The following is an 11,818-nucleotide window of genomic DNA, read 5'->3' as shown; positions in this document are numbered from 1 at the left end:
GCCACCCCTCGCGGGCATCAAAACTTGGGAGCGATCTCCAGCGGTATACATGCCGGTGCGGAATTTGACCCGGGCATCCGGGTCCCTCCCCAGGGTCTTCAGGTCAGTTCGGCGAGGTCAAGTTCGCGCTTGACGCTGTTGCAGTAGAAGTGCGCGGTTCGGAGGTTGTCTTCGGTGTGCGTTCCGCCCCTTGTTAAGGCGATCACGTGGTCAAGTACAGGGGCGTCGAGGTCGGGCGCTGTCGCTCCCCTGTTGACTGGGTCGCCGCAGATGTGGCACGTCCATCGGTCGCGTTCGTAGATGTACCAGCGGCGGACGAAGGTTATCTTCGCGCCTGCTGTGAGCGCTCTGCGGCGTGAGGCTGAGTCTCGCGCCTTGCATTGGACGGAGCAGTACTTGGGCAGGTCGCTGGTGAGCGCGGTCGTGAAGGGGTCGCCGCATCGTGCGCAGTTGCCTACCACCCACGGACGGGTGTTGCGTGTCCCTCGCGCGGCTTTGGCGGCCTTGCGCAGCTTCTTTCGGAACCAAGCCGGTGGAGGGTCAACCAGGCGCTCAGGGCCGTGCTCGTAGGCTGCTTGGCAGGTGTTCGAGCAGTACTTGGCGTTTCGGGCTGGGCGCGTCTTCCATGTGATGCCGCACTGTATGCAGGTCCGGGTGACCTGGTATTTGTCTGTGAGCCACTGGCCTTTCTCGGCCTTGTGCTTCAACTGCTGGCGTCTCTGGTTGGCGGTGTTGTGCTTCTTGGCGCACTCGGGAGCCCCGCATTGGACGCGGCGCTTGTGGGTCATCAGGGAGCCGCAGTAGGGGCAGGGGCGCGCGTCGGCCTGACGCTCGGCCTCTCGTCGGAGGCGAGCCTTCTCTGCGTATGCGGCGGCACGTCCATCGACTTCGCGCCTCTTGTTGGATGCGCGCACACGGCAGGAGGTCGAGCAGTACTTGGGTGGCGGGCCATAGCCCTTACGTACGAGAGGTGTGCTGCACTCAGGGCACAGCCCTGTAGCCTCGGTCATGTCAGCCTGCTCCATCAGGTTGGCACGAACCCCGGTTGGCGGACTCTCACATACGCCGGCCGGGGTTCCTCTATTCGGGTGTCACGTCATCATCTCAGGTCACACCGACAAATTTCGGGCGATCAGCGGTTCCGTCTGTCGCCAGGCCACACCCCCGTAGCCTGCTTGTGCAGGGTGGCGCAGTAGGCGGCAGCCCTCGGGCCGAGGTACTTCTTGACGGCCTTTGTGCAGCGGCGGTGGTCGCCTGGAGTGTTCCAGCGCACGCGGCGAGCCCCGGCTCCGGTGAGCCAGTACTGCTTGAGCGGTGCGGCGTTTCCTCTCTTGCGTGCCATGTGTGATCACCTCGCATAGGCCTATGCCCGAACGCGTGTGCGATAGTCACCGCAAGGCTGGGCCTACCTGTTGCTCGGGTCGTACCAGCCTTCACCTTCGGCCAGCAGTTCGAGGTCTTCCAGCGCTTCGCCGAACGCCTCCTGCCGGTTTCCGCTGACCACGATCCCCCAGTTGTCGTGATCGGCTGGGAGGATCCACAGCCTGTCTCCCGGCCCGTCGCCCCGCCATTCGCCGTCGAGCTGGACGCGGACCTTGCCCGCGTTGGTGTTGATGTCGACTTCGGTGACGCCGTCGTCGGGGCCGTCCGGGTCGTCCTCGTCGAACCCTTCATAGACGACGTTGATGGCGCGCTGGAGGCGGGCCATGGAGCGGGCGTTGAACTCGACCTCGACCGGTTCGCCGTCGTTGCCGACGTGCCGGAACCCGAACGTCTTCCCGTCGCCCAGGAAGACGTCCAGTTCCCCGGGGCCGGTGTCGAGGCGGGTCGCGGCTCGGGCGCGGTCGTACCCCTCTCCGAGCTTCCTCTGGTCGTCCCCTGACAGGTTGATCGGCGGGGTGTTGCGGAGCGCTTCTGCGGACATTCCGGGAGTCGGGGCGAGACGTACGGAGACGGCGCCGTCGCCTTCGGCTCGGACGAGCGCTGCCAGTTGCGGCGTGCCGGGCCGTCCGTCCGGGCCGGTGGGGGTGCTCTTCACCCAGGCTTCGAAGTCTTCCTCGTAGGCGGACGCTTCCCCGATCCGCTCCATGAGGGTGGACGCAGTCGCCTTGTCATGGGTGACGGACGTGCCGTTCACCGCGAATGTGACGGTGCCATCGTGATGCATGTCGAGCGCGATCTCGTCGCCCTTGCGGGTGCGGATGTCGGCGCCGGCGACGATGCTGGGCATGCCGCGGCCGGTGCCGTGCCGGCTGGGCGAGTCAGGGACGTCTGCGGTAGGGCTGTTCGCGCCCGCGAAGCCTTTGCGGGCGAATTTGCCTTCGGGGTCACGGTTGACGTCGGATTCGCGGAAGATGCGGGTTCGCACGAAGGCTTCCTCCTCGGGGTTGCGCGGCCCGAGGGTGGGCCTAGTGGGTGTGACGGTGAGTGATGGCCAGGGCGTCCGATGGGGCGTTTCTGCGGTGTCCGCCCTACGGGAGAGTGAGACTTTCCGCAGCCGAATGGGGGTTGACTGTGCGTTACCGATTCCCGGCGCGAGAGGCTATGCGGGGCGTTCTCCGGGCTGAACGGCAACCGCGGACACGCCGGTGAGGATCGTGAAGTCGCAGCCGCGGAACGCCCTGCGGAGTTCGGTGAGCATGGCCTTGCAGGCGTCCGCGTCAGGGTCCTCCGTGAGGGCGACGAGGACCTTGTCTCCGGGGCGGAGCACGATCATGGCGGGCTGAGTCACGACGCAGAGCCGCCGATGGAGGCTGCGAGCGCCTGGCCGACAAGGTAGAGGGCTTGGCTCTCGGTGAAGCCCGCGGCGACGAAGCTGGCGTACAGCTCGTGGAGCTGGGCGGCTCCAGCGGCGAGCTGCGTGATCGGGTCTTCAGGCTCGGGCATCGGAGCCGCCTTCGCTGGTGTCGCGGTGGTGGGCGGACAGGTGTTTGGCCGCTTCCGCGATAAGCGCGGCGATGGTGGGCACGGTCGGGACCTTCAGGTCCTCGTACGCGCCGAGGCCGGGCATGTAGGCGAGGTGCCTGCCGCCGTCGAAGTGGTCGCGGCACTGGAGCGCCACGCCGCCGTCTTCGTCGCCGCACAGATAGAGGCGGGGATGCAGCAGGGCGGAGATGAGGGCGTCGGTGGAGACTTTCACTGCTGCCTCGCCAGGCTGGAGAGGAACTCTCCCATCGTTTTGTTGTGCCGGGCGTCAGCGAGGGCATTGTGGACGCCGCTCGCCTGCTCGGGCATCTGCGGGTTGCCGAGCCTCATGCACTCCTGCTTGAGGTCGTTCGTCCACATCGGCACCCCGTCAGGCAGGTCGATCATGCAGCCCCAGAGTTGCGCCAAGCAGACGTGGTCGTACGCGCCGTACCAGGCCCACAGTTCGACATCGGGTGTGGCGAGGATGAACCGCTCTACCTTGGCGGCGATGCGCTCGCGGCTCAGCATGTCGGGATGTTCGAAGTCCAGGGCGAGCGGGTTGCGCCGAGTACTGACGTAGTGGCGGCGGTCGCCATGAATCCGTGGCAGCGACGGAACGACGTTGGCCCTGAGCCACTCATGCTTGGCAATCCGCTTGTGCGGCATGTCGCGGTTGACCGCGTACAGTTCGCGTCCGTCCTCGGCGACCATGCCGATCGAGATGAGGTCGATCGTGCGACCGTCCTCGATGAACTCGGTGTCGTAGAAGATCCGCATCAGCGCTCACCTGCCGCCGGACGCGCCGCCCGTCGCTTCGCGAGTTGCTCCTCCACGCACGCGGCCCGCTCGCGCTCTTGCCTGCGGGTCGGCGTCATGTTGCGCTCCCACGGCTGGCTGGGCATGGGGCGGCCGACAGGGATCGGCATGTAGCTCGTACGACCATCGTCGGACCAGACGTAGTTGCGGGCACGATGCATGCCCTCGTGACCACGGTCCAGCGCGCACCGCCAGTGAGCGTAACCTCCACCCGCGCCAGGGCGGGGCGACCACGGGCGATGGTTGCAGTAGCCGGACAGGGCGGCGCGGGCGTCAGCGTAGCGGTTCTGGGCTCGATGCCACCAGATCCACAAGCGTCCAGGGACTCGCATGTTTTCTCCTCGTGTATGGCGAGAGCCCGGCGCACGAGGACGCCGGGCTCTCTACCTCCGGGGATCAGCCGGAGGATCCTATAGACAGATTCCTTAAGGTGCCTTAAGCTTGCATCATGAACGGCGAAGAGATCGGCGTCGAACAGGCCCGCAAAATCCTGGGCCACCTCGCCAACGACGCACGCGACACAGGCCAGATCACGTTCCTCACCTACAACGGCCGACGAATCGCCGCCATCGTGCCCCGCCACATAGCCGAACAAGCCCTCAACCACAACAGCCAGGAGAAGTCATGAAGAACATCGCCATCGGCCTGCTCATCGGCATCGTCCTCAACCTCATCGCGGCGGCATGGCTCGGCGAGCTGGACATCCTCGCAACTCAGGAGCGCGTTGAGGCGATGTGGCAGAACGTCGTCGCGGTGGTCACCTGGAACCGGGCAGTCACCGGGAGCGTCCTGACCCTCACCGCCCTCACCTTCCTCGGCCTGTCCATCCGCCAGGAGGCGACGTCCAAGCGCGAGAGCTAGCGCAACCCTGGATGCTTCTCAGGCGGGCGCCGCATCCGTCCTTGCTTGTCCGCCTTCGCTCTGCCGCCCTCGGACGACGACTTGAACCGGTGGCAGTACGGCGGCACGTCCTGATGAATGGGTGCCAGGTTCGCCAGCTCATGATCGTCGCCTGCTGTCAGGTGATCCACGGCGTCAGCGCCGTCCCTCTTGCACACGTGGCAGATGCGGCCGTCGCGGGCGAACACCGCAATGCGCCGCTCCTGCCAGTCCGAGGGAAGGCGCGAACCTCGGTCGTGGCCTCTCCATTGCGAGTACGCCATCAGTCGACGCCCAGCGTCGCAGCGCGCTCCGAGATGAGCGCTCTCATGGCCGTCTCGTCCCCTGCGGCGTCCATATACCGCTGATAGAGAGCGACGGCCTGCTCGTACGCCGGCCCTGTCTTCGTTGCTGACTGGTGGTGAAGGGCGTACACGCGCCCCTCATGCCGTACCGGCTCGGAGCCGAGGAGTGTGCGGTGGCAGATCAGCCACGCCACGTCCTCCGGAGCCCAGCCGAGGAAACGTTCGTCTTGCCCGCCGCACGCCCACCATGTCTCCGGCGAGGTCACGTACACGCCCGAGGTGGCTGCGGGCACCACCAGGTGGTTGCAACGGTCAAGTGGCACCCCGCGCCGGTACTGGGCGGTGCCGTCCGCGCGTAGCGAGTGGTAGGCGGTGTACGGCAGATGCACCAGGCCGCTCGTCGCCGCGCCTTCGATCGCCGCCAGCAGCGGCTCCCGCTCAGGCAGCGTGTCCGCGTCCCCCAGCACCACCACGTCCGCGCCGCGTTCCTCCGCCAGCCGGACGCCACGGTTGCGGCAGCCCGCCAGGCAGAACGGCTCGTGCCCGGTGTCAACCTCCACGATCTCGACGCCCGGCAGCAGCTCCCGGTAGCGGGCCACCGTCGCCTCGTGCGCGACCATCCGGGACGGCTGATGCCTCCACGGGATCGCCACCAGCGCCCGCACGTCAGTAGTCATGGCCCGCCCTCTCGTGCCCGATGTGCGTCACCAGGGGCGAGTCACCGCGACGGCCCCAGTACGCACCGCGCGCCTTCGGGTCCCGGAACATCTCGCGGCCGAACCTTGACTCCGACCAGTCGCCCTCAGGCCACGGCCGGCGCAGCGTCGAAGCGGGGAGGAGAGACGGGTTGCCAGTGAAGCAGGCCCGGTGCTCGATCCACGAGTGGGTGCCGTCAGTGCGCTGCTGGAAGTGGTTGCGCTGCGCTTCGAGTGCCTCGATCACGCCGCCGTGGTGGTGCTCGTTGCCGAACCATGGCTGCCGCACCAGGGCGATCTGCGTCAGGTACGGATGCCCGTCCAGCGCCTCGGCGAGGTCGGCCACGTCCAGGCGCTGGTTGAGGATGAAGTCTTCTTCCCAGAACACCAGCTGGTGGCAGTCTGCGGCGGCCTGCCACACGGCGCGCATCGCCCGCCAGTACCCGGCCCGTTCTTCGGCGACTGGGACGACCTCGACCCGGAACTCAGCTTGCAGCCACGCCCGGTAGGCGGGATCGCCGGAGTCGTCCACGATCAGCACCGGCCCGACACCGAGCAGGTTTGTGCCGATCGAGGCGACAGCCTGCGTGATGCAGTCCTTGCGCCCGTTGCCGAGCAGGATCAGCGGGACCGGCACGCGCGCCTCACACCCTCCTCAACGCTCACCCGCGGCTCGTAGAAGCCGAGCAGTCGGGACGGGTCACACACCCGGTAGGCGACACCCGAGGGGGCGTCCGGCTGGTAGTCGAAGGACGGGCTGTAGCCGGCCTCGGCGGTGAACAGCTTCGCCAGGTCGGTCATCGACATTGCCCGGCCAGTGCCGAGGTTGACCGGCCCATCTACGCCGTGCTCCCAGGCGGCCAAGACGGCGCCCACGATGTCGGACACGTGGATCCAGTCGCGCGTCTGGGTGCCGTCGCCCCAGATCGTGAACGGATCCTCCTGTCGCTTCGCGCGAGCCTGGAAGGCTCCGAACGGGAACCGCTCGCCCTGGTCCTCGCCGTAGCCGGAGAACGGGCGCAGCACCGTCACAACGCCGCCCTGCCGCCGGTAGCTGCTGGCGAGATGCTCGCCGGTCAGCTTCAGCCACCCGTAGATGGCGTCCGGCTGCTCGGGACGGTCCAGGTCGATGTGGCCTTCTTCGAGCTTCACCGCCAGCCCTGGCTGCTGCAGCGCGACAGGGTAGGCGGCTGACGACGAGAAGTAGACGACCCGGCCCGGCCGGGTGCGCAGCGCCCACTGGAACATGGCGGCGTCCAGCTCAAGACAGCCGGCGCCCACGGTCAGCGGTGAGGCGTCGATCGCGGAACGATGAGGCTCGACCGCGGCGCAGTGCGCCACCAGGTCGAATCGGGCGCCACCGTGCCGGAACACGTTGAGAGCGTCCCGCCCGTCCACGATGTCGACGCCGGTCACGTCGTGGCCGAGGTCGGACAGGGCGGCGGTGAGGTGGCGGCCGATGAACCCTGCCGAGCCAGTGACGAGCGCCTTCACGGATCACACCCTTGAAGCGTCTGCGGGGATACGGAGCGTGCCATCGCCGTTGAAGCCCTGGCCGACGAAGCGGCCTGGCGTGCGCGGTGTCGGGAAGTCGCGTTTGTCGTCGAACCCGTCAGGCTCGAACTGGGGACTCTGTGTGCTGGTGTGGACCATCAGCGACTTTCTCGCCAGCGGATACACCTGGTGGGCTAGCCAAAGCTGGTCGGCCTGCCACCGCTCCGAGCCGGCGTGCCTGTCCGGCAGGAGCCGGGCCGCGGCGGCGGCGCCGTCCCGTTTCGCGCCCCACATGCCTGCAAGGATCGGCATGCCGTGCTCCGGATGGTCCCGCATGACGTGGAACTGCTTGCCGGAGGCCAGCCACTCCTCGACGGCGGCGCGCTCACGCTCACACGGGCGGGAGTCTGCGTCCCGGAACAGGGTCACCTCGTTGCCGTCACGTAGAGCGTGGAACCGCCAGAACGTCGACCACCAATTCTCCGGCACCCCCGCCATCGGGACGACCTCTGCGCCCATACGCGAGAGCTCGCCGACAACAAGGGACGGGATGGAGTCGCCGACATAGAACCGGCACACGAATCCCGGATACAGACCGGCGCACAAGCGGACGTTCTCCGCCGCGCCCACCAGGTACAGCTCGTCAGGGCCGAACAGGCTGAACGCGATGACGTTCACCCGAGGAGCGCCTTCAGCTTGTCAACATCGCCCGCCATGCGGTGTTCCAGCCAGGCGGCGTAGGCCAGCCGGTCAGCCTCCGCAGCGGCCGCGTCGTTGACCTCGCGGTAGCGGTCGTCCTCGACAGCTTTGCCGTTCAGGTAGTGCTGGTGCTCCACCACCACCCGCGGCAGGTAGCGGATCCGGCCGATCGCCCGCCCGAGGTCCAGCCATACGTTGTCGGCCCACAGGTGCAGGATGCCGTCCGGCACCATCCAGCCGAGCGCCATCACGATGTCGGACGTGACAGCCACCTGGGTGGGCAGGCGCTCGCCGGCCAGCAGGTCATTGCCGTAGACGAATCCCGTTCCGAGCTCGCGCAAGGCCTCGACGTATCGCACGTCCCAGCCGCGGGTGCGGGGCCGGTGGTCGTCGCCGAGAAACCCGATCGCGAAGTGGTGCGGGGCGCGCTCGACGGCCACCTTGTTCAGGGTCGGGCACATGCGCAGCCGCGGCCCCACTACGAGTTCGATCCCGCGCGACGCGCACACCTGGCGGTAGTCGCCGAGTGTCGGGTCGTCTTCGTCGGCGGCCACGAGCAGTGCCGTGCCTCCGGTGGTCGTGGCCTGCCATGCGTTGTACAAGTCGGCGATGTTGTGTGGGCGTCCACGCGAGGGGACGATCACGAGCAGGTCGCTCAACCAAACCCCCTCACGTGATCTTGATGGGGCCGCTACGGATCAGCGGCTCCTCCTGAGCGGTGACCGGCTTGACCCAGATGACGTACTTGCCTTCGTCGAGGGTGCCGATCCCGGTGTCGCCGCCGTACATGGCGCGGACTGTGCCGGTGGCGGTGTGCCACTCGGCCTCGTGCCATACGTCGCTGTCCCGCTCGGGCTCGATGTCGTACGGCATGACCGCCATGTACACCGGCGTGGACGTCGTGTAGGTGCCGGTCACCACGCCCGAGTACATCCATTCCTTCGTGCCGGACGGGTAGCAGGGGATGCTCACGACCACCCCCCGCTCAGCGTCGTATCGGCGTGGTGGCCGACCATCTTCGGGATGCCGGCTCGGCTGCCTGCCATGCCCTGTCGGGCGTGGCCGCGGTCCAGTGCCGCGACGGCGGGCCGATGGTGATGTCGATCTCCTGCGGCAGGTCTCCCGTCGACACGGCCGGCGTCGGGATGGACGCGACCGCCTGGACGGTGGGCGGGCGGGCGCTGGTCGACACCAGAGCCGCCGGGATGGACGCGTACGCCTCCACCGCAGCAGGAGTAGCAGCGACGAGGACGGTCGTCGTCGGGGTCGGTATGGCAGCCGTGGCCAGGACGACGGTCGGCGCGGCGGTGGAGCCCGTTCCCGTGCTGGGTGCCGGGATGTTCGCCGCGGCGCTCACCGAGGCTGGCTGTGCGGTGGCGTTGCCGCCGGCTTCCACGCTCGGTGCCGGGATGTCCGCCGTGGCCGTCACGGTGGCCGGTGTGGCGGTCGCTCCCGTAGCCGTAGACGGGCCGGGGATGGACGCCAGCGCTTCCACAACGCCCGGAGAGGCCGTAGAGCCACCCGAGGTGCCAGGAGTCGGTATGGACGCTTCTGCGGCGATCACAGCCGCCTGCGCGGCGGCTCCCGCCGAGACGTCTGGCTCCGGGATGGAGGCGGACGCTGCGACGGTGGACGGCGCCGCGGTCGTGGACGAGCCCGACTGGACCGCGGGGGCCGGGATCGACGCTGCGGCCTGTACCGCCGCGGGTGTGGCGGTCTGGCCGTACTCGACGCTGGGCGCCGGGATCTCAGCTGCCGCGGTGACGGTGGTGGGCTGGGCGACCTGCCCCGTGGCCACGGTGGGCTCAGGGATGGACGCCGCGGCTTGGACCGTTGATGGCTGGGCTGTGGCTCCTGTGGTGACGTCCGGGGCGGGCACGTCCGCGGTCGCGGCGACCACAACAGGGCTCGCCGTCGCGCCCGCCGCCACGTCCGGGGCCGGGATGGTGGTGGTCGCCGAGACCACGCCAGGAGCCGCTGTAGCCCCGGCGGCGGCGGTGGGCTCAGGGATCTCGGCAGCAGCCTCAACGACGTCAGGGGTAGGCGTAGCGCCCGCGGTGGGGCTCGGGCCGGGGGTCGACGCCGCGGCTTGGACGGTCGCCGGGGACGCGGCCGTGACCGCCGTGACCACCGGGCCGGGGATCGACGACGTAGCGGAGACGACGCCCAGGGAAGCGGTCGAGGACGCGGACACCGACGCGCTCGGGACCGTCGCGGACGCCTGCACCGTGGAAGGCGAAGCGGACGCGCCGGCCGAGGCTGACGGTGCGGGGATGCTGGCGCTCGCCTGCACCGCCGCAGGGCTCGCAGTGGAGCCCGTACGAGGTGTTGGGGCGGGGATGGACGCCGACGCCTGCACGACGGCAGGAGAGGCAGCCGAACCCGCCGAGAGTGCGGGGGCCGGGACAGACGCGGATGCCTGGACCGCAGCCGGAGCGGGCCGCGCGCCGGCGGACACGGCAGGAGCCGGAACCGAGGCCGTAGCCGATACCGCGGCGGGTGAAGCGGTAGCGCCAGCGCTCGCCGTGGGCGCAGGGACCGACGCGACCGCCTCGACCACAGCCGGGGTGGCGGTGTCGTCGACCGGCCCGCCGCCGCCCGCTCCTGCCACGGCGACCGTGAAGCCGATGCTGAAGCCCAAGTTGCTGGTCGAGACGCCGAAGTCCAGCGGGCCGGTCGGGTCGTCGGAGTCGAGCGTCTTGGACGCCAGGGTGGCGGCGGTGTAGACGTTGGACTGGAGGTCCTCGTTCTCGTCGTATCCGGAAGGCGGGGTGAACGCCATGACGCCGGAGCCGAGCGAGGGCATGGCGGCGAGGAAGCGGAGTTCGACGTCCTGGCCGGTGGCCGGGGTGATGCCGGGGGTGGTGGCCTCGGACAAGGTCTCGCGGTAGACGGCGGAGACGATGTCGGGGTCCGCGTCGGCGAGGGCGGCGATGAGGACGACGCCGTCAGCGGACGACGACTGCCCGAACAGGTACGTGGACGGCTCGGACGAGCCTGCGACCTTCTGCCAGAGGGTGGCTTGCAGGACGTGGTCGCCCTGCGTCTCGGCGTGCAGCAGAGACCAGCCGTCCGGGCCAGTCATCGTTTCGAGGGTGCCGACGTCGGCGGCGTGCAAGGCGATCAGGACGTCGCCCGATTCGACGCCGTCCGGTCGGGTGGCGTCGACGGTGGCCCCTGCCGCGCTTGTCGCGGTGGTGTCTCGGATCGTGGCCGGACCTGCCGGGGTGGTGCCGTCGTCCACGTCCGGGGCGGGGATCGCGGCAGTGGCGGCGACTACAGCGGGGGTGGCGGTGGCCGAGGTGTCCGCCTGCACCGTGGGGCTGGGGATGGAGGCGGTAGCGGAGACCACGCTGGGCGTGGCGGTCGCGTCCGTGCCGCCAGCGGACGGCACGAACACCGTGAAGCCGAGCCGGGAGACGATCGCGCCGCTGGCGAGGTGGTTCTGGGCGCCCGTCGCCGCGCTGGAGGACAGCACCTTGTAGGCGGCGCTCAAGTGCGTGTACGTCTGGTTGCGCAGGTCCGCGCCCGAAGGCTCGGTGTAGGTGGACGGCGGGGTGAACGTCCGGTTCTGGCCGTCGCCGTCAGCCGCCGCGAACCGGATCTCGATGCCGGACGCCGACGACGGGGTGAGAGTCGGGCTGGAGACGTTGTTACCGGTTCCGGCGCTCGCCGCCGCGTACACGCCAGGCAGGGAGCCGCCCTGCACGCAGATGAGGATCGCCACCGACGACGAGCCCTCGTCGTCGATCTGGTACGTGGACGGCTCGCTGCCGGTGGCGACCTTGACGAACGTCCTGCCGCGCGTGTACGTCTGCGCCGAGTTCTGCGTGAGGACCGTCGTCCAGCCGCCGGTTGTCACCGTGACGTCGGTGGCGTTACCGGTGTCGGTGACCGCGCACAAGACGAGCACGTCGCCCGCCACCACCCCGGCGGGGCGGGCGATCGTGTACGAGCCGGTGCCGACCTGGGCGGTGGTGTGGGAGCGGTAAGCGGCGACCACGACCAGCCCCCCGGACATGC

Annotated in this window: 16 protein-coding genes; 2 read left to right on the top strand and 14 right to left on the bottom strand. The window is 69.0% G+C overall.

Features of this window, described 5'->3' with window-relative positions; genetic code table 11:
- Positions 1 to 98: 98 nt before the first annotated feature.
- From ACQEUU_RS37395 to ACQEUU_RS37365, 7 genes are all read right to left on the bottom strand, one after another.
- Positions 99 to 914, bottom strand: a complete 816-nt coding sequence (locus ACQEUU_RS37395) for an HNH endonuclease (protein ID WP_433075493.1) — start codon at positions 912 to 914, stop codon at positions 99 to 101.
- Positions 915 to 1,132: 218 nt separating this feature from the next.
- The gene (locus ACQEUU_RS37390; RefSeq protein ID WP_433075490.1) at positions 1,133 to 1,342 is read right to left on the bottom strand and encodes a hypothetical protein; all 210 of its coding nucleotides are present in this window, start codon (positions 1,340 to 1,342) and stop codon (positions 1,133 to 1,135) included.
- Between the two features lie 63 nt (positions 1,343 to 1,405).
- Complete coding sequence (locus ACQEUU_RS37385; RefSeq protein WP_433075487.1) at positions 1,406 to 2,368, bottom strand: hypothetical protein; 963 nt, start codon at positions 2,366 to 2,368, stop codon at positions 1,406 to 1,408.
- A 174-nt stretch (positions 2,369 to 2,542) separates the two neighbouring features.
- The gene (locus ACQEUU_RS37380; RefSeq protein ID WP_433075484.1) at positions 2,543 to 2,731 is read right to left on the bottom strand and encodes a hypothetical protein; all 189 of its coding nucleotides are present in this window, start codon (positions 2,729 to 2,731) and stop codon (positions 2,543 to 2,545) included.
- Positions 2,728 to 2,886 (bottom strand): hypothetical protein, encoded by a 159-nt coding sequence (locus ACQEUU_RS37375; protein WP_433075481.1) that lies wholly within the window; start codon positions 2,884 to 2,886, stop codon positions 2,728 to 2,730. Before ACQEUU_RS37375 ends, ACQEUU_RS37380 begins: the two co-directional genes overlap by 4 nt.
- Positions 2,873 to 3,139, bottom strand: a complete 267-nt coding sequence (locus tag ACQEUU_RS37370) for a hypothetical protein (RefSeq protein ID WP_433075478.1) — start codon at positions 3,137 to 3,139, stop codon at positions 2,873 to 2,875. The genes ACQEUU_RS37375 and ACQEUU_RS37370 overlap by 14 nt, the downstream gene beginning before the upstream one ends.
- A complete protein-coding gene (locus tag ACQEUU_RS37365; protein ID WP_433075475.1) occupies positions 3,136 to 3,684 on the bottom strand; it encodes a 3'-5' exoribonuclease domain-containing protein in 549 nt (182 codons plus the stop codon). The genes ACQEUU_RS37370 and ACQEUU_RS37365 overlap by 4 nt, the downstream gene beginning before the upstream one ends.
- A 487-nt stretch (positions 3,685 to 4,171) precedes the next feature.
- Here ACQEUU_RS37365 and ACQEUU_RS37360 point away from each other — a divergent pair, with 487 nt between their 5' ends.
- A complete protein-coding gene (locus ACQEUU_RS37360) occupies positions 4,172 to 4,351 on the top strand; it encodes a hypothetical protein (protein WP_433075473.1) in 180 nt (59 codons plus the stop codon).
- On the top strand, positions 4,348 to 4,584 hold the full coding sequence (locus ACQEUU_RS37355; RefSeq protein WP_433075443.1) for a hypothetical protein: 237 nt from the start codon (positions 4,348 to 4,350) through the stop codon (positions 4,582 to 4,584). Before ACQEUU_RS37360 ends, ACQEUU_RS37355 begins: the two co-directional genes overlap by 4 nt.
- 301 nt (positions 4,585 to 4,885) lie before the next feature.
- Here the strand turns inward: ACQEUU_RS37355 and ACQEUU_RS37350 are convergent, their stop codons facing one another.
- From ACQEUU_RS37350 to ACQEUU_RS37320, 7 genes are read right to left on the bottom strand one after another with little or no spacing between them, the layout of a single operon-like run.
- The gene (locus tag ACQEUU_RS37350) at positions 4,886 to 5,584 is read right to left on the bottom strand and encodes a glycosyltransferase family 2 protein (RefSeq protein ID WP_433075440.1); all 699 of its coding nucleotides are present in this window, start codon (positions 5,582 to 5,584) and stop codon (positions 4,886 to 4,888) included.
- Positions 5,574 to 6,239 (bottom strand): hypothetical protein, encoded by a 666-nt coding sequence (locus tag ACQEUU_RS37345; RefSeq protein ID WP_433075437.1) that lies wholly within the window; start codon positions 6,237 to 6,239, stop codon positions 5,574 to 5,576. The genes ACQEUU_RS37350 and ACQEUU_RS37345 overlap by 11 nt, the downstream gene beginning before the upstream one ends.
- Positions 6,224 to 7,096, bottom strand: coding sequence for an NAD-dependent epimerase/dehydratase family protein (locus ACQEUU_RS37340; RefSeq protein ID WP_433075434.1), 873 nt, complete (start codon positions 7,094 to 7,096; stop codon positions 6,224 to 6,226). Before ACQEUU_RS37340 ends, ACQEUU_RS37345 begins: the two co-directional genes overlap by 16 nt.
- A gap of 3 nt (positions 7,097 to 7,099) precedes the next feature.
- Positions 7,100 to 7,774: a hypothetical protein gene (locus ACQEUU_RS37335; RefSeq protein ID WP_433075431.1), complete on the bottom strand. Its 675-nt coding sequence runs from the start codon at positions 7,772 to 7,774 to the stop codon at positions 7,100 to 7,102.
- Positions 7,771 to 8,454 carry a hypothetical protein gene (locus ACQEUU_RS37330; RefSeq protein WP_433075428.1) on the bottom strand — a complete coding sequence of 228 codons (684 nt, stop codon included), beginning with the start codon at positions 8,452 to 8,454 and terminating at the stop codon, positions 7,771 to 7,773. Before ACQEUU_RS37330 ends, ACQEUU_RS37335 begins: the two co-directional genes overlap by 4 nt.
- A gap of 10 nt (positions 8,455 to 8,464) precedes the next feature.
- Positions 8,465 to 8,767: a hypothetical protein gene (locus ACQEUU_RS37325; protein WP_433075425.1), complete on the bottom strand. Its 303-nt coding sequence runs from the start codon at positions 8,765 to 8,767 to the stop codon at positions 8,465 to 8,467.
- A gap of 13 nt (positions 8,768 to 8,780) precedes the next feature.
- On the bottom strand, positions 8,781 to 11,816 hold the full coding sequence (locus ACQEUU_RS37320) for a hypothetical protein (protein WP_433075423.1): 3,036 nt from the start codon (positions 11,814 to 11,816) through the stop codon (positions 8,781 to 8,783).
- Between the last annotated feature and the right edge of the window lie 2 nt (positions 11,817 to 11,818).

Source organism: Nonomuraea sp. CA-218870 (genome assembly GCF_050936535.1).
Classification (GTDB): domain Bacteria; phylum Actinomycetota; class Actinomycetes; order Streptosporangiales; family Streptosporangiaceae; genus Nonomuraea; species Nonomuraea corallina.
The sequence above is the reverse complement of the archived record's forward strand: the minus strand, read 5'-3'. Positions and strand labels throughout refer to the sequence as shown.